The sequence below is a fragment of the Georgenia subflava genome, from assembly GCF_009193155.1.
GTDB lineage: Bacteria > Actinomycetota > Actinomycetes > Actinomycetales > Actinomycetaceae > Georgenia > Georgenia subflava.
Genome location: NZ_VUKD01000003.1, coordinates 396697 through 418820, shown reverse-complemented (window position 1 = coordinate 418820; position 22124 = coordinate 396697). Strand labels below are relative to the sequence as shown.

Here is a 22124-nt window from a genome sequence, read left to right as displayed (position 1 = left end):
AGAACCCGAAACGGCCGGAGGGGCCGTCCGGACTGGTCCGGACAGCCCCTCCGGCCGTGCTGGTGGGCGATACTGGGATCGAACCAGTGACCTCTTCCGTGTCAGGGAAGCGCGCTACCGCTGCGCCAATCGCCCGGGTCTTGCTGTACTGAGAGGTGGCGACGGGATTCGAACCCGTGTATACGGCTTTGCAGGCCGCTGCCTCGCCTCTCGGCCACGCCACCCTGAGGTTGGGATGCCCACCGGGGTGGAGCCTCCGAGCGGATGACGGGACTCGAACCCGCGACCCTCACCTTGGCAAGGTGATGCTCTACCAACTGAGCCACATCCGCACGCTCCGCCGAGGACGTTTCCGCTCTCGGTGGTGCGTCCAGAACTTTAGACCACCGTCGCGGCCAAAGTCCAAACAGTGGGGGTGGTCGAGGCGGGTGATCAGTGACACAGTGCCCTCATGAGCGCCGAGAACCGCGTGATCCTGTGGTTCGACGGGCGGCTGCGCGACCACGCCGAGCCCGTGGTGCTTGCGACCGACCACGGTCTGACGGTAGGCGACGGCGTCTTCGAGGCCTGCGAGCTGCTCGACGGACGCCCCTTCGCGCTGAGCCGGCACCTCGACAGGCTCGAGCGCTCGGCCGCCGGACTCGGCCTGCCGATCCCGGACCGAGAGGTGGTGCGTCGCGCGGTCCACGAGGTGGCCGACGCCTGGGGCACCGAGCTCGCGCGGATCCGCATCCTGTGGACCGGGGGACCGGGACCGCTCGGCTCGGAGGCGGCCTGGGGCCCGGGGACCCTGCTGGTCGCCGCCTCCGCCGTCGGCGCCCCGCACGCGGTCAGCGTCGCGGTCGTACCGTTCGTGCGCAACGAACGCTCGGCGATCGCCGGGCTCAAGACCACCTCGTACGCCGAGAACGTCCGTGCACTCGCCTGGGCGCACGAGCACGGCGGGGACGAGGCGATCTTCGCCAACACCCGCGGCGAGCTGTGCGAGGGGACGGGCACGAACATCTTCATCGAGGACGGCGGTGCGCTCCTCACGCCGCCCCTGGACTCCGGCTGTCTCGCCGGCGTGACCCGCGCGGTGGTGCTCGAGTGGGCCCGCGAGGAGGGGATCGAGGCCCGCGAGGAGACGATCCCGCTGAAGGCGATCCACGAGGCCGAGCACGTCGCCCTGAGCTCGTCCACCCGCGGGGTGGTGCCGGTGGTCGCCGTCGACGGCCGCGCACTGGAGCCCGGACCGCTCACGCAGCAGGTGGCGGAGATCTACACGCGTCGGCACGTGCTCACTCCGGACCCGTGACTTGCCCCGGCTCCAGACCGGCCGCTGACGTGGCCTGTGGCCTTCCTCTCACCGCCACGGACGCCGCGAGTTTCACGATCGGACGTGGGATTCGCTACGATCACATCTCGCAACTGGAGCGGCCGCCACGGCGGAAGCACCGGACGCGGGCGATTGGCTCAGTGGTAGAGCGCCTCGTTCACACCGAGGAGGTCACTGGTTCGAACCCAGTATCGCCCACCAGTGAAGGCCCAGGACCGTGCGGTCCTGGGCCTTCGTCGTTGGGTGGGTGCATGTATTTCGACAGGCCTGAGACCTGGATGTCAGTGGTCGCACATAGGTTCGATACATGTCGAGGTGGACGGGTTCGCTGGGTGGTGACACCGGTGGGTTCTGCTGCGAGCAGGACGGTTACGGTGGTCGCCCGTGCTCGCACCTGCGTGAGTTCGCGCTCGCGGTAGCGGCGCAGGAACGCATCGAGAGCACGCGGCGACTGTCCCGGCTAGGTTTCACAGGGCTGGTCGAGGCGGCGGACGAGGGCGACCCGGCCGCGCTGGAGGCGCTGGAGGTACTCCTCGACGGCCCGGAAGACGACTGGGCGGGCAGCGCGCCGCCCACGAGCGCGGACCCGTTGGCCGACGACCCACGGTTCTACCCGCTCCCCGAAGACGGCGAGGGCCACCCGACCGGTACCGGCGCCATCGACTGCGCCACCGACGACGCAGTCGGCACTCGCGCCGCTTCCGCTCGTACCACCGCCAGCGACAGCGCCGACACCGTGATCGAGATCGACATCGACATCGACATCGACGACACCGATACATGCGACGTCGGTGGGTCGTGGTCGCGGGTGCTGGACCGGCCGTTGACGGAGGTCTTCGCGCAGGTCGAGGCCGAGTCCGGTCGTAATCTCGGGATCAGCCTGACCGCGCTGGGGCAGGCGAAAGCGGGCCCGGTCCTGGCCGCGCTGCTGGCCGGGGTGGACCAGGACCAGATCGACCGGTTCGCGACGCTGGAGATCCTGGCCGGGTACAAACGGATCGAGGCCTGGGCCGCCGCCGCCGCAGCACGGACCGCCTCGACACTGGCGGACAAGGCCACCACGTTCCACCACCCGTCACTGCCGGAAAAGATCGACGCCACCGGGGAGGAGATCGCGCTGCGGCTGGCAATCTCCAAGACCGAGGCCAGGGACCTGGTCACCGTCGGACACGGCCTGACCCGGGCGTTCACCCAGACCGGTGCCGCACTGGCGGCCGGGGCGATCGACTTCCGCAAAGCGGCCAAGATCGTCACCACGTTGCAGCACGCCCCGGGCCCGGTGGCTGCCGAGGTCGAGGCCGAGGTCCTGCACCAGGCCGACGGGCGCACCCCCTCCCAGCTCCAGCGCGACCTGAACAAGGCCCTGATCGCCGTGGACCCCGAAGACGCCCAGGACCGCCATGCCCGGGCCCGGGCAGGCCGGCACGTCAACCACACCAAGGCCCTGCCCGACGGCATGGCCTCCCTCTACGCCGTCCTGCCCGCCGAGGACTGTGTCACCGTCGACCTCGCCCTGGACGCGATCGCGACCACCGCCAAGGCCGCCGGCGATACCCGCACCATGACCCAGCTACGCGCCGACGCCATGGCCGCCATGGCCCGCGGCACCATCCACACCGGCTGGACCGGCCCACCACCACACCACGCCACCACGACGGCCCCGGACCGGAGCGGCCCGACCAGTTCCGCAGCGACCGGTCTCGGCACGATCTTGCCGCCCGCCGCGTCGCCGGCGCCGCCACCGACAGCCGCGGTCGACCCGCCAGCCGGTGACGCACCACCTCAAGCCCCCGACAGGCCCGTCGACACCGACCCCTCCGGCGGCACCGACCGTGACGCCTCAGGCAGCGCGGGGGCTGTCGGCAGTCCTCCCGACACTGAGGAGACCGGACAGAGCCCCGGGTCCGGGCGCACAGCCGTAGCGGACAGGCCAGGACCGGGGTCTGACGGGACAGCTGTGCCCACCGGGCCACCACGGCCCCCGGTTGAGGACGCCAACGCCGAACCGGTAGCCGGTCAACCGCCCGACGGGCACGTTGACGAGCCCGAGAACACCGACCCACCGACGGACGAAGCCGTGGTGCCGCCGTGGTGGCCCTTCCTCCAGACCGGTCAGCCGATGCGCTGCGGCAGCCCGGCCACCACCCACACCCAGATCAAGGTCACCGTCCCCCTCAACGTCCTCCTCGCCGGCCAGAATGCCGACCGCGCCGGTACGGGCGACGGCAGCTCGGGCGACGCCAGCAGCGCCAGCGACGGCCGCAAGTGCACCACCGATGGCACCTCCACCGCCGATCACACCGGCGCCGACGACAGCGGCAACGCCCGCAACGGCCACAGCTGCACCTGCGGCGCCACCAGCAGCAACGGCAACGGCAACGGCACCGGAGAGAGCGGCAGCGGCTGCGGTGGGTTGGTCGACGGGCGCGACCGCGGCGATGACCCGACCACCGCCACTGAGCCGCTCGACGACCCCCTTCCTGAGGTCGCGGTCCTGCACGGCTACGGACCGATCACCGGCGACGTCGCCCGCGCCCTGGCCGCCGGCGGCACCTGGCGGCGCCTGATCACCGACCCCGTCACCGGGACCGTCCTGGACCACGGCCGCACCAGGTACCGGCCCCCGGAGGACCTCCAAGAGCACGTCCGTCTACGCGACACCACCTGTGTGCTGCCGGGCTGCTCGGTCCCGGCCCAGCGCTGCCAGATCGACCACACGATCCCGTGGTCCCAGGGCGGGCACACCGCCGACACCAACCACGGACCCCTGTGCACCCGCGACCACACCCTCAAGACCATCGGTGCCTTCACCGTCGTCCAACCCCAGCCCGGCATCTTCGAATGGACCACACCCACCGGCCACGTCTACCGACGCGAGACCGACGGCACCATCACCATGCTCCCCGCCCGACGCACACCACCCACGACTCACGGCAGCCTCAGCATGCGACTCAGAACAGCGCCACGTCTGCGGTTCCGAGCGGCCCCGACTCGGCGGCGAGCGGCTCGGACACCGCCGCTGCTCACGGGCGCTCCCACGATCCCTGGACGGGCCGCGACGCCGAGGAAGGCGACCCGCCACCGTTCTGATCGGCTTGCACCGACTCCGCGTTCCTGGCCAGGTTCCCGCGTCGGTACGATCGACAGGTCCTGTCCGCGCCCACAAGGAGCATCCGTGACCATCGACCACTTCCTGACCATCGACGGCGTCGAACGGACGGTCACCGGTCGCACCACGGGCACCGAGCACTACGCCGACCGGCGTGACGTCGTCGCCCTGGCGGTGGACGGAGAGCTGAAGGACCTCGAGACCGACCTGACCGACCTTCCTGCGGGGGCGAAGGTCGAGCCGGTGACCATCGACAGCCCCGCCGGCCTGTCGATCCTGCGCCACTCCGCCGCTCACGTCCTGGCCCAGGCCGTCCAGCAGGTCAACCCCGACGCCAAGCTCGGCATCGGCCCGCCGATCACCGACGGCTTCTACTACGACTTCGACGTCGAGACCCCCTTCACCCCAGAGGACCTCAAGGCCCTGGAGAAGGCGATGGGCCGCATCGTCAAGGAAGGCCAGACCTTCCGCCGTCGGGTCGTCACCGAGGACGAGGCGCGCGCCGAGCTGGCCGACGAGCCCTACAAGCTCGAGCTCATCGGGCTCAAGGGGCCTGGCGGCTCGGCCGAGGGCGAGGTCGCCGAGGGTGCGTCCGTGGAGGTCGGTGGCGGCGAGCTCACCATCTACGACAACGTCCGGCGCGGGGGAGAGGTCGCCTGGAAGGACCTGTGCCGCGGCCCCCACCTGCCGTCGACCAAGCTCCTCGGCAACGGCTTCACCCTCATGCGCTCCGCAGCCGCCTACTGGCGCGGCAGCGAGAAGAACCCCCAGCTGCAGCGCGTGTACGGCACCGCGTGGCCCACCAAGGACGAGCTCAAGGCGTACACCGAGCGCCTGGCAGAGGCCGAGCGCCGCGACCACCGCCGCCTCGGCTCCGAGCTGGACCTGTTCTCGTTCCCGGACGAGATCGGCTCCGGCCTGCCGGTGTTCCACCCCAAGGGCGCGATGATCCGGATGGAGATGGAGGAGTACTCCCGCCGCCGCCACGTCGAGGCCGGTTACTCCTTCGTCAACACCCCGCACATCACCAAGGCCCAGCTCTTCGAGACCTCCAAGCACCTGGAGTGGTACGCCGACGGGATGTACCCCCCGATGCACCTGGACGAGGTGCGCGACCCCGAGGGCAACATCACCAAGCAGGGCCAGGACTACTACCTCAAGCCCATGAACTGCCCGATGCACAACCTGGTGTTCAACTCGCGCGGCCGGTCCTACCGCGAGCTCCCGCTGCGGCTGTTCGAGTTCGGGCACGTCTACCGGTACGAGAAGTCCGGCGTCGTGCACGGGCTGACCCGGGCCCGCGGGTTCACCCAGGACGACGCCCACATCTACTGCACCCGCGAGCAGATGAAGGACGAGCTCGCCGGCCTGCTCGGCTTCGTCCTCGACCTGCTCAAGGACTACGGCCTCGAGGAGTTCTACCTCGAGCTGTCCACCCGCGACCCGGAGAAGTCCGTCGGTGACGAGGCCACCTGGGACGAGGCGACCCGCACCCTCGAGGAGGTCGCCACCGCCTCCGGCCTCGAGCTCGTGCCGGACCCGGGCGGCGCGGCGTTCTACGGGCCGAAGATCTCCGTGCAGGCCAAGGACGCGATCGGCCGCACCTGGCAGCTCTCCACGATCCAGCTCGACTTCTTCGAGCCGGAGCTCTTCGAGCTGGAGTACACCGCCCCCGACGGGTCCCGGCAGCGACCGGTCATGATCCACCGCGCCCTGTTCGGCTCCATCGAGCGCTTCTTCGGCGTCCTCCTCGAGCACTACGCCGGCGCGTTCCCCGCCTGGCTCTCCCCGGTGCAGGTGGTCGGCGTCCCCGTGGCCGACGTCTTCGACGACTACCTCGCCGGTGTGCTGGACCAGCTGCGCGCCCGTGGCGTCCGCGTCGAGCTGGATACCTCCGACGACCGGTTCGGCAAGAAGATCCGCAACGCCGCCAAGGAGAAGGTGCCCTTCGTGCTCATCGCCGGCGGCGAGGACGTCGAGGCCGGTGCCGTCTCCTTCCGCTATCGCGACGGCTCCCAGCGCAACGGCGTGCCGGTCGCAGAGGCGGTCGAGGAGATCGTCGCCAAGATCGCCGCGCGGGAGCAGGTGTGACGCTGCGCCCCGAGCACCCGGGAGGTCCGGACGCCGGGAACGGCGAGACGCCGCGGGACCACCCCGGCGTGCCCGACGCCTTCGAGCGCCTGTGGACCCCGCACCGCATGGTCTACGTCGGCGGGCAGGACAAGCCGGCCGACGACGGCGCCGGCGCCTGTCCCTTCTGCCGCACCCCCGGGCGCGACGACGAGGACGGCCTGGTCGTCCACCGCGGCGAGAGCGCCTACGTCGTGCTCAACCTCTACCCGTACAACCCGGGCCACCTGCTCGTGTGCCCCTACCGCCACGTGGCCGACTACACCGACCTCACCGCGGCGGAGCGTGACGAGCTCGGCGTGCTCACCGCGACGGCGATGACGGTGGTCCGGGCCGTCTCGGCGCCGCACGGCTTCAACCTCGGGATGAACCAGGGCGCCGTCGCCGGCGCCGGCATCGCCGCGCACCTGCACCAGCACATCGTCCCCCGCTGGGCGGGCGACGCGAACTTCCTGCCCGTCGTGGCACGCACCAAGGCCCTGCCCCAGGTCCTCGGCGAGACCAGGGACCTGCTCGCCCGGGAGTGGGCGACGACGGGCGCGCCCACCTCGACGGCGGACCAGGCGACCATCTCCGAGGAGAAGTAGTGCTCAGCACCAACGCCCGTGGCTTCGCCCAGGCCGCATTCGGCCCGGCCGCGCGCCTGCTCGTGCGCCTGGGCGTCAGCCCGGACACCGTCACGGTCACCGGCACCGTCCTGAGCTCGACGGCGGCCCTGACGCTCCTGCCGACCGGACACCTCACCGCCGGCGCCCTCGTGCTCGGCGTCCTGGTCCTCTTCGACAACCTCGACGGGCAGATGGCCCGCCTGACCGGCACCGAGTCGCGCTGGGGCGCCTTCCTCGACTCCACCATGGACCGCCTCGCCGACGCCGCCGTCTTCTCCGGGGTGGCCGTGTGGGCGCTGCGGTACCTGGACGGCGCCCTCGGCAACCTCACCGCCGGGCTGGCGCTCGTGTGCCTCGTCCTCGGCGGCGTGGTGCCCTACGCCAAGGCCCGCGCCGAGTCCCTCGGGATGACGGCGGACGTGGGGCTCGCCGAGCGGGCCGACCGGCTGCTCGTCGTCCTCGTCGCCGTCCTGCTCGTCGGTCTCGGGCTGCCCGCAGCCGTCCTCACCGTGGCGCTGGCACTGCTCGCGCTCGCCAGCGCGTACACCGTCCTCCAGCGGATGCGCACGGTCCACACCCAGTCCCGACCGGGCGGTGCCGCGTGAGGATCGACATGACGAAGGTCTTCATGCTCGCGAAGTCGGGCGTGGAGCACCTGCCCGAGCCGGTGGCCCGAGGGCTGTTCACCGCCGTCGCCGACGTCGTGTGGCTGACCCGGACCGGTGGGCTCGCCCAGCTCGAGCGCAACCTCGCGCGCGTGCGCCCGGACCTCGACCGGCGCGGCCTGCGGCAGCTGTCCCGCGCGGGCATCCGGGCCTACCTGCGCTACTACTGCGAGGCTTTCCAGCTGCCGCGGCTCTCCGCCGACCAGCTGCGGGCGCGGGTGCGTGCCACCGGAGACGGACCGCTGCGGGAGACCTTCGCCGACGGCGGATCCGTCGTCGCCGCCCTCGGCCACAACGGCAACTGGGACCTCGCCGGGGCCTGGGCGACCAAGGAGCTCGCGCCGGTCGTCACGGTCGCCGAGCACCTCGAGCCCGAGGAGCTCTTCCAGGACTTCCTCGACTTCCGCACGTCGCTGGGCATGACGATCATCCCCATGGACCGCGGCAGCGGCGTGTTCCGTCAGCTCATCCGGCACACGCGCGGCTCCGCGAGCATCGTGCCGCTGCTCGCCGACCGTGATCTGTCGGCGTCCGGCGTCGAGGTCGACCTCTTCGGCCATCGGGCCAGAGTGGCCGCAGGGCCCGCCGCACTGAGCCTCGCCACGGGCGCCCCGCTGCACGCGACGATGATCCGGCACGAGCGGCTCACCGGCGCCCGACGCCGCGCGGCGGGCTCCCGCTGGGGGATCGTCATCGAGTTCTCCGAACGTCTCGACGTCGCGGGCGAGACGCCCGACGGCGAACCGCTCGACGTCGCCACCCTCACCCAGCGGTGGGTCGACGCCCTCGGCGCCGGGATCGCACGCCACCCCGCAGACTGGCACATGCTCCAGAAGGTCTTCCTGGACGACCTCGACGCCGGCCGGCTGGCCGCCCCGTCCGCCAGCGCGCACGAGGCGCGCTGATGCGCGTCGGCATCGTCTGCCCGTACTCCTTCGACGCCCCGGGCGGGGTGCAGTTCCACGTCCGCGACCTCGCGGAGGAGCTGATCCGCCGCGGTCACACGGTGAGCGTCCTCGCCCCGGCCGAGGAGTCCACCCCGGTGCCCGAGTACGTGGTCTCGAGCGGCAAGACCGTCGCGATCCCGTACAACGGCTCGGTCGCCCGGCTGAACTTCGGGCCCGTCGTCGGGGCCCGGGTGCGCCGCTGGGTGGAGCAGGGCGACTTCGACCTGCTCCATCTGCACGAGCCGTTCCTGCCGTCGCTGAGCATGCTGGCGCTGTGGGCCGCCGACGGTCCCGTCGTCGGCACCTTCCACACCTCGATGGAACGCTCCCGCGGCCTCCAGGCGATCTCCCCGATCGTGGTCCCGATGCTCGAGAAGCTCACCGCACGCATCGCCGTCTCCGCGGAGGCCCGCCGCACCCTGGTCCAGCACCTCGGCGGCGACGCCGTCATCGTCCCCAACGGCGTCTACGTCGACCGCTTCGCCGACGCCCCGAAGGACCCGGGCTGGGTGGGGACCGACGAGCGCCCCACCATCGCGTTCCTCGGGCGCCTCGACGAGCCGCGCAAGGGGCTGCCGATCCTCGCCGACGCCGTGGCGCCCGTGCTCGCCGAGTTCCCCGGCGCCCGCTTCCTCATCGCCGGCCGCGGCGACGCCACCGAGGAGCGCGAGCTCCTCGCCCGCCACGGCGACTCCGTCACCTTCCTCGGCGGGATCAGCGATGCGGAGAAGGCCAGCCTCTTCGCCTCGGTCGACGTCTACGTCGCGCCCCAGACCGGCGGCGAGAGCTTCGGCATCGTCCTGGTCGAGGCGATGAGCGGCGGCGCCCTCGTGGTCGCGGCGGACATCCCCGCCTTCCAGGCGGTCCTCGACGACGGCGCGCTGGGCCGGCTCTTCCACCGCGGCGACGCCGCCTCCCTGGCCCGCACGCTGGTCGAGGTGCTCGGCCGGCGCGAGGCGAACGCCGTGCTGCGCGAGCGGGCCGCCGCGGCGGTGCGCCGCTACGACTGGGGCACGGTGACGAGCCAGGTGCTCGCCGTCTACGACCTGGTCTTGTCCACGGCGCACGCACCGGTGCGCGAGGACCCACGCTCACGCACGATGTTCGGCCGCATCCGCGCCGCCGCCCAGGGCGGAGATCGTCCGTGGGGGTGACCGAGTGGGTGCTGATCGCCGTCGCCGTCCTCGCTGTCGCGGTCGTCGTGCTCTGGCGCCAGGCGGTACGCGTCGACCGGCTGCATCGCACCGTCCTGCGCTCCCGCGCCACCCTCGAGGCGCAGCTGGCCGCCCGGGCGGCCGCGGCCAACGAGCTGGCGGCCACCGGTGCGCTCGACCCGGTCGAGGCCCTGCTGGTGACCGACGTGGCGCTGCGGGCCTCGGACGCGGCCGCCGGCGGGCTCGTCGCCGACGGCCTCGAGGGCCGGCCCGACGGCGATCCGCTGGGGGAGGAGCCGCCGGCGAGCCGTCCCGGCGTGGACCGTGCAGGCGTGGACCGTGCCGTCGTCGAGAGCGAGCTGAGCCGGACCCTGCGCGCGGTGCTCGGGGCCGAGGGGCAGCGTGCCGACCTGGCGGAAGACCCGCGTGCGGCAGACGTGCTCGTCCGGCTGGAGCAGGCCTGGTACCGGCTCCAGCTCGCCCGCCGGTTCCACAACGCCCGCGTGGTGCAGGTGCGCCGCGTGCGCGCCACACCGCTCGTGCGCCTGTTCCACCTCGCCGGGCACGCGCCCGTGCCGGAGCCGTTCGACATGGACGACGCGCCGCCGCACGACTGACCTTGGCCGCAGTGTCCGGAGACGGCGGTGTGTCCGGCGGCGGTGTCCTGCGACGGCGGTTCGCGGATCCGGCGCTCAAGGTCCGCGTCGGCCTCGACGGTCAGGCAGAAGACGCCGGGCGCCGCACGGCACATCCCGAACGTCCGCGACGCCGCGCACACCCGAGCCTCTAGGGTGACGCTCATGTCCTCGACCGGCCCGTGGCCACCGCACGAGCACCGTCCCGCCGCTCCCCACGAGGGGCCGTCGTCGGCGGGTAGGCCGCAGCCGTGGGACGCGTCCGGCCGACCGCCGACGGCGGGCCCGTCCGCCACGACACCGACAGTGACCGGCCCGTTCGCCACGACACCGGCCGTGACGGGCCCCGGATGGCCCCAGCCGGTGCAGCGACGGACGACCACCCTCGTCGTCGAGATCGTCGGGATCGCCCTCGGGCTCGCCGGCGTCGTGTGGATGCTCTCGCTCATCCTCAGCCAGGGCGGGACGGCCTCGACGGTCGTCGCAGGTCTGCTCGCCTTCGTCCCCCTCGTGGGCGTCGTCGCCGCCGTCATGTGGGTCGACCGCTGGGAACCCGAGCCGCGGATGCTGCTCGTCACCGCGCTCGCCTGGGGCATCGGTGTCTCCACCGCCGTCTCGCTCGTCTTCAACGAGCTCTTCGCCCTCTCGGTGCTCACCACCACCGGCAGCGCGGTCCACGCCTCCGTGCTCGGCACGGTGATCGGCGCGCCGCTGGTGGAGGAGACCGCCAAGGGCGTCGGCGTGCTCCTGATCTTCCTGCTCCGCCGCAGGTACTTCGACGGACCCGTCGACGGCATCGTCTACGCCGCCGTCGTGGCCGCCGGCTTCGCCTTCACCGAGAACATCCTCTACTTCGTCCAGTTCGACGACATGCTCACCGAGGTGTTCGTCAGCCGCGCGATCCAGTCCCCGTTCGCTCACGTCACCTTCACCGCCCTGATCGGCATCGCGCTGGGCTTCGCCTCCCGCGCGCGCAGCAGGTACGCCTGGCTCTGGATGTTCCCGGTGGGCTGGCTCGCCGCGACGATGCTCCACGCCGTCTGGAACGGCTCCGCGGTGCTCGCCCTCTACGACGTCCTCTACTGGGTGTTCCAGGTGCCGCTGTTCGCGGCCGGCATCGTGCTGGTCGTTTGGCTGCGCAACGACGAGAAGGCGACCATCGGCAACCGCCTGACCGAGTACGCCCGCGCCGGCTGGTTCGCGCCCTACGAGGTCGAGATGCTCACCTCGTTCCAGGGCCGCCGCGCAGCCCGCCGGTGGGCCGCTGCCCGCGGCGCCCGCGCGAAGGACGCCATGCAGGACTTCCAGGAGGCCGCGACCTCGCTCGCCTACACCCGCCAGCGTGCGCTCTCCGGCCGCTACGACGTCGGCACGCGTCGCGACGAGAAGGAGCTGCTCGCCGCGGTGACCCGCGCCCGGGACGGCTTCACCGCGCCGCCCGCACGGCGGGCCTGAGCCGGAGCACCGGGCCGCAGTCCGACGCCGGCGCACGCACGGGCACACTGGACGCCGGGCCACGCACGCGCACACTGCACGGCACCTGGTCCCAGCGTCGGGCCGGCAGGCGGGACCGCCGTACCTGGGGCCGATCCGGCGCGACTAGACTGTGTGCGTCCGTCCCGCTCCCTCCCGCAGAGGTCACAGTGTCTGAGAACGAGTTCGCCGTCGACGTCCCCCAGCAGGGCACCGCCCGGGTCAAGCGCGGCATGGCCGAGATGCTCAAGGGCGGCGTCATCATGGACGTCGTCACCGCCGAGCAGGCCAAGATCGCCGAGGACGCCGGCGCGGTCGCCGTCATGGCGCTCGAGCGCGTGCCCGCGGACATCCGCGCCCAGGGCGGCGTCTCGCGCATGTCCGACCCGGACATGATCGACTCCATCATCTCCGCGGTCTCCATCCCGGTGATGGCCAAGGCCCGCATCGGCCACTTCGTCGAGGCCCAGGTGCTGCAGTCCCTCGGGGTGGACTACGTCGACGAGTCTGAGGTCCTCACCCCGGCCGACTACGCGAACCACATCGACAAGTGGCAGTTCACGGTGCCCTTCGTCTGCGGCGCCACCAACCTCGGCGAGGCCCTGCGGCGGATCACCGAGGGTGCGGCGATGATCCGCTCCAAGGGCGAGGCCGGCACCGGTGACGTCTCCAACGCCACCACCCACATGCGCGCCATCCGTCAGGAGATCCGGCGCCTGCAGAACCTGCCCGAGGACGAGCTCTACGTGGCCGCCAAGGAGCTCCAGGCCCCCTACGAGCTCGTCAAGGAGGTGGCCGAGGCCGGCAAGCTCCCCGTGGTGCTCTTCACCGCCGGTGGCATCGCCACACCGGCCGACGCCGCCATGATGATGCAGCTCGGCGCCGAGGGCGTCTTCGTCGGCTCCGGCATCTTCAAGTCCGGCAACCCGGCCCAGCGCGCCGCGGCTATCGTGCGCGCCACCACCTTCCACGACGACCCGTCGGTGATCGCGGACGTCTCCCGCGGCCTGGGCGAGGCCATGGTCGGGCTCAACGTCGACGAGATCCCGCAGCCGCACCGCCTGGCCGAGCGCGGCTGGTGACACGGCGCGGATGGCTGACGCGCTGACCTACGGCCTGGGACCCGACTGGGAGCCGGGTGAGGACGGCCTGCCGTTCCGGCGGGCCGCCCGCGTCGTCGTCCTCGACGACGACGACCGGCTGCTCCTCGTGCGCGGCCACGACGCCGGCGAGGTCACCCGCAGCTGGTGGTTCACCGTCGGCGGCGGGCTCGACGCGGGGGAGGACGTGCGCGACGGCGCCACACGCGAGGTCTTCGAGGAGACCGGGCTCGTGGTCCGGCCGGCCGACCTCGTCGGACCGGTACTGACCCGTAGCGCCGTCTTCGACTTCGCGCGCGTGACCTGCCGCCAGGACGAGGAGTTCTTCCTCGCCCGGGTGCCGTCCGGCCACGACTTCTCCCACGACGGGTGGACCGACCTCGAGCGCGACGTCCTGGACGAGATGCGTTGGTGGGACGTCGACGAGCTCGCGGCCGCGGTCGCCGAGGGCACCGTCGTCTATCCCGAGACGCTGCCCGAGCTGGTGCGCGCCCTCCTCGACGGGTGGGACGGCACGACGCCGCACCTGGACGAGTCCTCGGTCCTCGGACCGAGCACGTAGGCTGCCCAGCCGTGACCGACCCAGCCGTGACCGATCCTCTCGCCGGTGCCACCGTCGTCGGGGACACCGCCGTAGGGGACACTGTCGCCGGGGACACCGTCGCCGGCGACACCGCCGTAGGGGACACTGTCGCCGGGGACACCGTCGCCGGCGACACCGCCGTAGGGGACACTGTCGTCGGTGACACCGCCACCCGGGACGCCGTCGTCGACGACCCGACCGGTCCCACCATCGGGGTCTTGGCCCTCCAGGGGGACGTCCGCGAGCACCTGGCCGCGCTGACGGCGTCCGGCGCGACCGCGATGACGGTGCGCCGCCCGGCCGAGCTCGCCGCCGTCGACGGTCTGGTGCTGCCCGGCGGGGAGTCCACCACGATCGACAAGCTGCTGCGCACCTTCGACCTCTTCGAACCCCTGCGCGAGCGCATCGCAGCGGGCCTGCCGGTGTACGGCTCCTGCGCCGGCATGATCCTCCTGGCCGACCGGGTCCTGGACGGCACCAGGGACCAGCGCACCCTCGGCGGCATCGACATGACCGTGCGGCGCAACGCGTTCGGCCGCCAGGTCGACTCCTTCGAGGGGCCGCTCGACGCGCCGGACCTCGCGGGCGGCGGCGCCCCCCTCCGCGCCGTCTTCATCAGGGCCCCGTGGGTGGAGGACACCGGACCGGGCGTGCGGGTCCTCGCCCGTACCGGCGGGGGATCGGCCGGCGGCGGTAAGATCGTCGCAGTTCGCCACGGCAGTCTGCTCGCGACCGCCTTCCACCCGGAGATCGGCGGAGACACGCGGGTTCACCGGTTCTTCGTCGCCATGGTCCGCGAGAACCGTGACGCGGCGCGTACGCATCACCCGAGCAGCTAGGAGCACACATGTCCGGCCACTCCAAGTGGGCGACCACCAAGCACAAGAAGGCGGCGATCGACGCCAAGCGTGGCAAGCTCTTCGCCCGCATGATCAAGAACATCGAGGTGGCCGCCCGCACCGGCGGCGGCGACCCGGCCGGCAACCCCACCCTGTTCGACGCCATCCAGAAGGCGAAGAAGTCCTCGGTGCCCGCCGACAACATCGACCGCGCCGTCAAGCGCGGCTCCGGCCTGGAGACCGGCGGCGCCGACTACGAGACGATCATGTATGAGGGCTACGCACCCGGCGGTGTAGCCGTGCTGGTCGAGTGCCTCACGGACAACCGCAACCGCGCCGCCTCCGACGTCCGCGTCGCGTTCACCCGCAACGGCGGCAACCTGGCCGACCCCGGCTCCGTCTCCTACCTGTTCAACCGGCGCGGCGTCGTCGTGCTCCCCAAGGTCGACGGGCTCACCGAGGACGACGTGCTCTCCGCGGTGCTCGACGCCGGCGCGGACGAGGTCAACGACCTCGGCGAGACCTTCGAGGTCCTCTCCGAGGCCACCGACGTCGTCGCCGTGCGTACCGCGCTGCAGGAGGCCGGCATCGAGTACGACTCGGCCGAGGCGCAGTTCGTGCCCTCGATGGAGGTCGAGGTCGACGTCGAGGGTGCCCGCAAGGTCATCCGGCTCATCGACGCGCTCGAGGACAGCGACGACGTGCAGAACGTCTTCGCCAACTTCGACGCCTCCGACGAGGTCATGGCCGCGCTCGACGACGAGGACTGATCCACCGACCCGCCACGGGCGAGGCTGCACCGAGACGTCGGCGGTCGGTGCGAGAGTAGACGCGTGCGCATCCTCGGAGTCGACCCCGGCCTCACCCGCTGCGGCCTCGGCGTCGTGGACTCCACGGCCGGGCGCAAGGTCTCCCTCGTCGAGGTGGGCGTGGTGCGCAGCCACGCCGAGCTCTCCCCGCACCTGCGGCTGCTGGCCGTCGCCGAGGAGATCGACAGCTGGCTCGAGCGGCACCGGCCGGACGTGGTCGCCGTCGAGCGCGTCTTCGCCCAGGCCAACGTCCGCAGCGTCACCGGCACCTCGCAGGTCGCCGGCGTCGCGATGCTCGCCGCGGCGCGCGCCCACCTGCCCCTCGCCCTGCACACCCCCAGCGAGGTCAAGGCCGCGGTGACCGGCAACGGGCGCGCCGAGAAGCCCCAGGTCCAGGAGATGGTCCGGCGCATCCTCGGGCTGGCGGACCGACCACGTCCCGCGGACGCCGCCGACGCCCTCGCCCTCGCGATCTGCCACGCGTGGCGGGGGGGCGGAGCGGGCAGCGCCGTCCGCGCCCAGTACGGCGGGGCCGACACCCTGCCCCGGTCCACCGGGTCCGGGCTCACTGCCGCGCAGCGCGCGTGGGCGGAGGCCGAGCGGTCGGCGCGCCGGGCGGGGGCTGTCGCACCCAGGGGGTAGGTTGACCTCAGTCGTACACCTGTTCGCGAACGTCGGCCGCAGGCCGAGGGAGAGAGACCCGCAGGGATGATCGCCTCAGTCACGGGCACCGTCGAGTCGGTGGGGCTCGACCACGCCGTCGTCACCGTCGGGGGCGTCGGCATGCTGGTGCACGCCACGCCCACCACCCTCTCGGGCCTGAGCGTCGGGCGGGCCGCGCGTCTCGCCACGGCGCTCGTGGTGCGGGAGGACTCGCTCACGCTGTTCGGCTTCGCGGACGACGACGAGCGTGGCGTCTTCGAGACCCTCCAGACCGTCTCGGGCGTCGGGCCGCGGCTGGCTCTGGCGATGCTCGCCGTGCACACCCCCGACGGACTCCGCCGCGCCGTCGCAGGTGAGGACCTCGCCGCGCTGCAGCGCGTCCCCGGCATCGGCCGGAAGGGCGCCCAGCGCATCGTGCTGGAGATCGGCGACAAGCTCGGCGGACCGACCGACGGCGCCGTCCCGGCCGTCGCCGCACCCGCCGGCTCGGCGCCCGAGGTCGTGGACGCCCTGGTGCAGCTGGGCTGGTCCGACAAGGTCGCCGGGGGTGCGGTCGAGGCGGTGCTGTCCGGCGACGGCGCACCACAGGACGTCCCCGGCGTGCTCCGCGCCGCCCTGCAGCACCTCGGCGGGCACGCCCGTGGCTGAGGAGCAGGAGGTCATGGACGCCGGCGCCGACGACGTCGAGCGCGCGGCCGAGGCGGCCCTGCGGCCCCGTCGGCTGGCGGACTTCGTCGGCCAGGAGGTGGTGCGCGACCAGCTCTCCCTGCTGCTGGACGCCGCGAACGCGCGCAGCACGCCCCCGGACCACGTGCTGCTCTCCGGCCCGCCGGGTCTGGGCAAGACCACGCTGGCCATGATCATCGCCGCCGAGGTCGACGGATCTCTCCGGCTCACCTCGGGGCCGGCCATCCAGCACGCCGGCGACCTCGCGGCGATCCTGTCGTCCCTGCAGGAGCGCGACGTGCTCTTCATCGACGAGATCCACCGCCTGGCCCGTCCGGCCGAGGAGATGCTCTACCTGGCGATGGAGGACTACCGGGTCGACGTCGTCGTCGGCAAGGGGCCCGGTGCGACGTCGATCCCCCTGAGCCTGCCGCCCTTCACCGTGGTGGGCGCCACCACCCGGGCCGGCCTGCTGCCCGCGCCGCTGCGCGACCGCTTCGGCTTCACCGGCCACCTGGAGTTCTACAGCCCGGCCGAGCTCGAGCGGGTCCTGCGCCGCAGCGCCGGCCTGCTGGGCGCGACGCTGCACGACGACGCCGCCGCCGAGCTGGCCTCGCGGTCGCGCGGGACGCCGCGGATCGCGAACCGGCTGCTGCGCCGGGTGCAGGACTTCGCGCAGGTGCGCGGCACCGGGGTGCTCGACCTCGCCGCCGCCCACGGCGCCCTCGACGTCTTCGAGGTCGACCGGCTCGGCCTGGACCGGCTCGACCGCGCCGTCCTGCAGGCCCTCTGCACGCGCTTCGGCGGCGGCCCGGTGGGACTGACCACGTTGGCCGTGACCGTGGGGGAGGAGCCGGAGACCGTCGAGACCGTCGCGGAGCCGTTCCTCGTCCGCGAGGGGCTCGTCGTGCGCACCCCGCGAGGGCGGATGGCGACCCCTGCGGCCTACGACCACCTCGGTCTGCGGCGCCCCGACGACGGCACCCTCTTCTCATGATGGTTGGAGCACACCCCAGCCTCACCTAGACTCGGGTGGTTACTGTCTCGACCTCGACTGCGACCGGAGCTCCTTCCCGATGGATCCCACACTCATCATCTTCCTGCTGCTCATGATCGGCATGATGTGGTTCATGACCAGCCGCGGCAAGAAGCGCGTCGCGGCAGAGCGGGCACGGCTGGAGGAGACCCTGGTCCCGGGCGCCTCGGTCATGACCATCGGCGGCTTCCTCGGCCGGATCGTCGACATCGACGGCGACGTCATCACCCTCGAGAGCCCCTCGGGCGTGGAGACGATCTGGATGCGTACCGCCATCAAGGAGGTCAAGGAGCCCCCGTTCGCGGCCGTCGAGACCGACGAGTCCGACGAGCGGTCCGACGGCGAGGCCGTCATCGTGCCGGACGACGCCTCCGCGCTGACCCCCGACGCGACCGACGCCCCGGCCAGGGACGTCCGCGCACCCGGGGTCGAGCGCGACGCCACCCAGCCCGGGTCGGACGACGACGGCCGCGAGCCCGGAACCACCCCGCGGGCCTGACGCCCGACCGACCACCTCCGAGCGCACCCGCCCCGCGGGCGCCAGGCACGAGAGAAGACACCCGGTGGCGCAACGCCCGAAGAAAGCACGTCCAGGCCGCACGCTCGGCTTCCTCGCCGTCCTCGTCCTCGCCCTGTTCGGCTCGCTGTTCGCCGGCTCGCAGCTCACCGAGGACGCCGCGATGACGCCGAAGCTCGCGCTCGACCTCGAGGGCGGGACCCAGCTGATCCTCACCCCCCGCACCACCGACGGGTCGGAGGTGACCGAGGAGGACGTCCAGCAGGCGATCTCCATCATCCGCCAGCGTGTCGACGCCTCCGGTGTCGCCGAGGCCGAGATCACCAGCCAGGGCGGGTCGAACATCGTCGTCGGGCTGCCCGGCACCCCGGACGAGGAGACGCTGGACCTCGTCCGCCGCTCCGCGCAGCTGCGCTTCCGCCCGGTGCTGACGGTGGCGGGGCCCGGTCCGATCGACCCGGCCGCCCTCGCGGACCTCGAGGAGGAGGCCACCGCGGACCCGACCGAGGGCGCCACCGCGGAGCCGACCGAGGAGCCGACCGAGGAGTCCACCACCGCGCCGACCCGCGAGGAGATCGAGGCGGCGGCGCTGCAGGCCGCCGACGTCAACGGCGACGGCGAGCTCTCCACCGAGCCGGAGACCGAGCCCACCAGCTCCTCGGACCTCAACTGGGTCACCGAGCAAGTCAGCTACGACTTCTACACCCTCGACTGCACCGACCCCGCCAACCGGACCGGCGGCGCGCAGGACGACACCAACGCACCCCTCGTCGCGTGCTCGGAGGACGGCACCTCGAAGTTCATCCTCGGGCCCACCGCGCTCGAGGGCACGAACATCGTCTCGGCCACCTCGGGCATCGGCGCCAACTCCCAGGGCGTGAGCACCGGCCAGTGGGTCGTCTCCCTGGAGATGGACGACGAGGGCACCGACATCTTCGCGGAGTTCAGCGAGCGGCTCCTGGGGATGAACCCGCCGCAGAACCAGTTCGCCATCGTGCTGGACGGACTCGTCGTCTCCAACGCGCAGATGCAGGCGGCGATCTACGACGGACGCGCCCAGATCAGCGGCAACTTCACCCCCGAGACGGCCGCGACGCTGGCGAACCAGCTCAACTTCGGCTCGCTGCCGCTGAACTTCGAGGTCCAGTCGCAGGAGGAGATCTCCGCGACGCTGGGTTCCGAGCAGCTCGAGAAGGGTCTCCTGGCCGGGATCATCGGCGCCGGGCTGGTCGTGCTGTACATGCTCTGGCAGTACCGGGGCCTCGGCCTCCTCTCGGTCGCGAGCCTCGCCCTCGCCGGGGTCATCGTCTACGGCGTCATCACGCTCATGTCCTGGCTGATCGGCTACCGGCTCTCGCTGCCCGGCGTCGTCGGTCTCATCGTCGCCGTCGGCATCACCGCGGACTCCTTCATCGTCTACTTCGAGCGCATCCGCGACGAGGTGCGCGACGGGCGCACCCTGGCGTCCGCAGTCGAGCACGGCTGGCCGCGCGCGAAGCGCACGATCCTCGCCTCCGACGCCGTGAACTTCACCGCCGCCGCGGTGCTGTACTTCCTCGCCGTCGGCGGTGTGCAGGGCTTCGCCTTCACCCTCGGCCTCACCACCCTGATCGACCTCGTGGTGGTGGTCCTCTTCACCCACCCGATGATGAAGCTGCTCGTCCGGACGAAGTTCTTCGGCCAGGGGCACCGCCTGTCCGGGCTGAACCCCGAGAGCCTCGGCGCGACGTCGGCGACCTACCGCGGCCGCGGCCAGGTCCGCCTGCCGCGTTCGGTCACCGAGGAGTCGCCCGCCGAGAAGGCCCCGCGGCGCGCGAAGACCCTCGTCGGCGCCGGCGTGGGCAGCTCCGGGACCACCCCGGAGCGGCAGGGCGTCCATGACGTCGGGCACGAACAGGACGACGCGACGTCGCACGAGACGACGGCGCCGGGGGCCCGGCCGGCATCGCCCGCCAGGACCGTCCGGCCCGACGTGCCGCAGGTGGACGAGAACGGGCGACGGCTCACCATCGCCGAGCGGCGCGCCGCGGAGCGCGCGGAGGCGGCACGGCTCGCCGCCGAGACCGACGACGCGGAGGCGTCCGGCGCGTCCGGCCCGGACCCGACCGACACGGGCACGGGCCCCGCCGGCGATACCGACCCTTCGACCACAGGAGGTGAGCGGTGATGGCGTCGTTCTCCCAGATCGGCAACGAGCTCTACACCGGGCGCCGTTCCATCAACTTCGTGGGCAGGCGCAAGACCTGGTTCATCGCCGCCCTCGTGCTGATGGTCGCCTCGGTCGCCCTCGTCCTCGTCAAGGACATCAACCTCGGCATCGAGTTCCGCGGTGGCTCGCAGTTCACCGTCTCCGGTGCCTCGACGCTGGACCAGCAGCCGGCGAACGACGTCATCGCCGAGCTCGGCGCCGGCGAGTCGCCTCGTGTGTCGAGCGTCGGCTCGGACTCCCTGCGCGTCCAGACCGCCGAGCTCACCAACGAGCAGACCTCCCAGGTGCAGGACGCGCTCGCCGAGGCCTACGACGTCCCGCCCGAGGACGTCGCAGCCACCTTCGTCGGCCCGACCTGGGGCGAGGACGTGACCGCCAAGGCCCTGCAGAGCCTGGTGATCTTCCTCGTCCTCATCACCGTCGGCATGGCCCTGTACTTCCGCACCTGGACGATGGCGGTCGGCGCGGTCGGGGCGCTGCTGCACGATCTGGTGGTCACCGTCGGGGTGTACGCGCTCGTCGGCTTCGAGGTGACGCCGGCCTCGGTGATCGGCTTCCTGACGATCCTGGGGTACTCGCTCTACGACACGGTCGTGGTCTTCGACAAGGTCCGGGAGAACAACGACGACCTGTTCACGCAGGACAAGCGCACCTACGCCGAGGGCTCGAACCTCGCCGTGAACCAGACCCTGGTGCGCTCGATCAACACCTCCGTGACCGGCCTGCTGCCCATCGCGTCGATCCTCTTCGTGGGCTCGTTCCTCCTCGGGGCCGGCACGCTGCGGGACATCGCCCTGGCGCTGTTCGTCGGCATGCTGCTCTCGTCGCTGTCGTCGGTGTTCCTCGCGGCGCCGATCGAGGTCGCCCTGCGTGAGCGCAAGGAGCCGATCATCAAGCACACCAAGATGGTCCTGGACCGCCGGGCCCGTCGCCGCGCCGCCGAGGGAGACAGCGTCGACGTCGACCTGGACGCCCGCACGGAGGACCTCACCGGCGTCGGGATCGTCGCCGGGCACCACCTGGGCACCAGCGCCCAGCCGAGACGACGCAAGAAGGGCCGCCGATGACCGCCGCACCCAGTACCGCGTTCCCCTCCGCGCTCACCGAGCTCGTCCGCTCGCACGTGCGCGAGATCCCCGACTTCCCTGCCCCGGGCGTGCTGTTCCGCGACATCACGCCGCTCCTCGCCGACGGTCCCGCCTTCGGCGGCCTCGTCCGCGGGCTGGCCGACGCCTACCGGGGCCGCGTGGACGCCGTCGCGGGGCTGGAGTCCCGCGGCTTCATCCTGGCGGCGCCGCTGGCTCTGGAGCTCGGCGTCGGCATGATCACCGTCCGCAAGGCCGGGCGACTGCCCGGGCCGGTCATCGGCGTCGACTACGCGCTCGAGTACGGCACCGCCCGCATGGAGCTGCGGCCGGAGACCGTCGCCGACGGACAGCGTGTCCTGATCATCGACGACGTGCTCGCCACCGGTGGCACCGGAGCGGCCGCGGTCGAGCTCGTCGAGCGCAGCGGGGGAGAGGTCGTCGCCCTCGCCATGCTGCTCGAGCTGGCCGCGCTCGGCGGCCGCCGCAAGCTCGACGGCTACGCGGTCGAGTCGGTGCTCGTGTACTGACCCCCGGCACGACCCGATTCAGCCCCCGGCGCGACACGCCGTAGGATC

General features: G+C 72.3%; 19 protein-coding genes, 4 tRNA genes and 1 pseudogene. 21 read left to right on the top strand and 3 right to left on the bottom strand.

All coding sequences use genetic code 11. The features are described 5' to 3' along the window. Positions 1-60 precede the first annotated feature (60 nt). From GD748_RS11965 to GD748_RS11955, 3 genes are all read right to left on the bottom strand, one after another. Positions 61-135 (bottom strand) — tRNA-Val (locus GD748_RS11965). Positions 136-153: 18 nt separating this feature from the next. Continuing rightward, positions 154-224: transfer RNA gene (locus GD748_RS11960), tRNA-Cys, on the bottom strand. A gap of 35 nt (positions 225-259) precedes the next feature. Then, positions 260-332: transfer RNA gene (locus GD748_RS11955), tRNA-Gly, on the bottom strand. Between the two features lie 119 nt (positions 333-451). On the opposite strand from GD748_RS11955, the gene GD748_RS11950 reads away from it, so the two are divergent. The 21 genes and pseudogenes from GD748_RS11950 to GD748_RS11855 all read left to right on the top strand — a co-directional run bounded on the left by GD748_RS11950 (position 452) and on the right by GD748_RS11855 (position 22076). Continuing rightward, on the top strand, positions 452-1297 hold the full coding sequence (locus tag GD748_RS11950; RefSeq protein ID WP_152815570.1) for an aminotransferase class IV: 846 nt from the start codon (positions 452-454) through the stop codon (positions 1295-1297). Between the two features lie 147 nt (positions 1298-1444). Further along, a tRNA-Val gene (locus GD748_RS11945) sits at positions 1445-1519 on the top strand. 106 nt (positions 1520-1625) lie between these two features. Beyond that, a pseudogene (locus GD748_RS19965) lies at positions 1626-4103 on the top strand (DUF222 domain-containing protein); the annotation flags it as partial. A 396-nt stretch (positions 4104-4499) separates the two neighbouring features. Further along, entirely contained in the window at positions 4500-6518 is a 2019-nt protein-coding gene (gene thrS, locus GD748_RS19960; RefSeq protein ID WP_226921336.1) for a threonine--tRNA ligase, read from the top strand. Positions 6519-6520: 2 nt separating this feature from the next. Next, entirely contained in the window at positions 6521-7144 is a 624-nt protein-coding gene (locus GD748_RS11935) for an HIT family protein (protein ID WP_226921335.1), read from the top strand. Then, positions 7144-7770, top strand: a complete 627-nt coding sequence (gene pgsA, locus GD748_RS11930) for a phosphatidylinositol phosphate synthase (RefSeq protein ID WP_152195420.1) — start codon at positions 7144-7146, stop codon at positions 7768-7770. Before GD748_RS11935 ends, pgsA begins: the two co-directional genes overlap by 1 nt. An 8-nt stretch (positions 7771-7778) precedes the next feature. Further along, positions 7779-8735, top strand: coding sequence for a phosphatidylinositol mannoside acyltransferase (locus tag GD748_RS11925; protein ID WP_152195419.1), 957 nt, complete (start codon positions 7779-7781; stop codon positions 8733-8735). Further along, positions 8735-9931 (top strand): glycosyltransferase family 4 protein, encoded by a 1197-nt coding sequence (locus tag GD748_RS11920; protein WP_152195418.1) that lies wholly within the window; start codon positions 8735-8737, stop codon positions 9929-9931. The genes GD748_RS11925 and GD748_RS11920 overlap by 1 nt, the downstream gene beginning before the upstream one ends. Next, a complete protein-coding gene (locus tag GD748_RS11915) occupies positions 9922-10548 on the top strand; it encodes a hypothetical protein (protein ID WP_152195417.1) in 627 nt (208 codons plus the stop codon). The genes GD748_RS11920 and GD748_RS11915 overlap by 10 nt, the downstream gene beginning before the upstream one ends. Positions 10549-10929: 381 nt before the next feature. Continuing rightward, positions 10930-12021, top strand: coding sequence for a PrsW family intramembrane metalloprotease (locus GD748_RS11910; protein WP_226921244.1), 1092 nt, complete (start codon positions 10930-10932; stop codon positions 12019-12021). Positions 12022-12209: 188 nt separating this feature from the next. Continuing rightward, positions 12210-13121 carry a pyridoxal 5'-phosphate synthase lyase subunit PdxS gene (gene pdxS, locus GD748_RS11905; protein ID WP_152195415.1) on the top strand — a complete coding sequence of 304 codons (912 nt, stop codon included), beginning with the start codon at positions 12210-12212 and terminating at the stop codon, positions 13119-13121. A gap of 10 nt (positions 13122-13131) precedes the next feature. Continuing rightward, positions 13132-13701 carry an NUDIX hydrolase gene (locus GD748_RS11900; protein WP_152195414.1) on the top strand — a complete coding sequence of 190 codons (570 nt, stop codon included), beginning with the start codon at positions 13132-13134 and terminating at the stop codon, positions 13699-13701. A 230-nt stretch (positions 13702-13931) separates the two neighbouring features. Continuing rightward, positions 13932-14561, top strand: a complete 630-nt coding sequence (pdxT, locus tag GD748_RS11895; protein WP_152195693.1) for a pyridoxal 5'-phosphate synthase glutaminase subunit PdxT — start codon at positions 13932-13934, stop codon at positions 14559-14561. 8 nt (positions 14562-14569) lie between these two features. After that, on the top strand, positions 14570-15331 hold the full coding sequence (locus tag GD748_RS11890; protein ID WP_152195413.1) for a YebC/PmpR family DNA-binding transcriptional regulator: 762 nt from the start codon (positions 14570-14572) through the stop codon (positions 15329-15331). 63 nt (positions 15332-15394) lie between these two features. Beyond that, positions 15395-16012, top strand: coding sequence for a crossover junction endodeoxyribonuclease RuvC (gene ruvC / locus GD748_RS11885; protein WP_152195412.1), 618 nt, complete (start codon positions 15395-15397; stop codon positions 16010-16012). A 66-nt stretch (positions 16013-16078) separates the two neighbouring features. Then, positions 16079-16681 (top strand): Holliday junction branch migration protein RuvA, encoded by a 603-nt coding sequence (ruvA, locus tag GD748_RS11880; RefSeq protein WP_152195411.1) that lies wholly within the window; start codon positions 16079-16081, stop codon positions 16679-16681. 13 nt (positions 16682-16694) lie between these two features. Beyond that, positions 16695-17696 carry a Holliday junction branch migration DNA helicase RuvB gene (ruvB, locus tag GD748_RS11875; protein ID WP_152195692.1) on the top strand — a complete coding sequence of 334 codons (1002 nt, stop codon included), beginning with the start codon at positions 16695-16697 and terminating at the stop codon, positions 17694-17696. A 79-nt stretch (positions 17697-17775) separates the two neighbouring features. Beyond that, positions 17776-18234 (top strand): preprotein translocase subunit YajC, encoded by a 459-nt coding sequence (gene yajC / locus GD748_RS11870; protein ID WP_152195410.1) that lies wholly within the window; start codon positions 17776-17778, stop codon positions 18232-18234. A gap of 64 nt (positions 18235-18298) precedes the next feature. Then, on the top strand, positions 18299-20419 hold the full coding sequence (gene secD, locus GD748_RS11865; RefSeq protein WP_152195409.1) for a protein translocase subunit SecD: 2121 nt from the start codon (positions 18299-18301) through the stop codon (positions 20417-20419). Continuing rightward, positions 20419-21528 (top strand): protein translocase subunit SecF, encoded by a 1110-nt coding sequence (gene secF, locus GD748_RS11860; protein ID WP_152195408.1) that lies wholly within the window; start codon positions 20419-20421, stop codon positions 21526-21528. Before secD ends, secF begins: the two co-directional genes overlap by 1 nt. Next, positions 21525-22076 (top strand): adenine phosphoribosyltransferase, encoded by a 552-nt coding sequence (locus tag GD748_RS11855; protein WP_152195407.1) that lies wholly within the window; start codon positions 21525-21527, stop codon positions 22074-22076. Before secF ends, GD748_RS11855 begins: the two co-directional genes overlap by 4 nt. Positions 22077-22124: the final 48 nt, after the last annotated feature.

Bases quoted from the DNA above. Each gene is read 5' to 3' on its own strand.
- ruvA (WP_152195411.1), top strand. From the start codon at position 16,079: ATGATCGCCTCAGTCACGGGCACCGTCGAGTCGGTGGGGCTCGACCAC.
- GD748_RS11900 (WP_152195414.1), top strand. From the start codon at position 13,132: ATGGCTGACGCGCTGACCTACGGCCTGGGACCCGACTGGGAGCCGGGT.
- GD748_RS11920 (WP_152195418.1), top strand. From the start codon at position 8,735: ATGCGCGTCGGCATCGTCTGCCCGTACTCCTTCGACGCCCCGGGCGGG.
- GD748_RS11890 (WP_152195413.1), top strand. From the start codon at position 14,570: ATGTCCGGCCACTCCAAGTGGGCGACCACCAAGCACAAGAAGGCGGCG.
- GD748_RS11855 (WP_152195407.1), top strand. From the start codon at position 21,525: ATGACCGCCGCACCCAGTACCGCGTTCCCCTCCGCGCTCACCGAGCTC.
- yajC (WP_152195410.1), top strand. From the start codon at position 17,776: ATGGATCCCACACTCATCATCTTCCTGCTGCTCATGATCGGCATGATG.
- GD748_RS11925 (WP_152195419.1), top strand. From the start codon at position 7,779: ATGACGAAGGTCTTCATGCTCGCGAAGTCGGGCGTGGAGCACCTGCCC.
- GD748_RS11950 (WP_152815570.1), top strand. From the start codon at position 452: ATGAGCGCCGAGAACCGCGTGATCCTGTGGTTCGACGGGCGGCTGCGC.
- secF (WP_152195408.1), top strand. From the start codon at position 20,419: ATGGCGTCGTTCTCCCAGATCGGCAACGAGCTCTACACCGGGCGCCGT.
- ruvB (WP_152195692.1), top strand. From the start codon at position 16,695: ATGGACGCCGGCGCCGACGACGTCGAGCGCGCGGCCGAGGCGGCCCTG.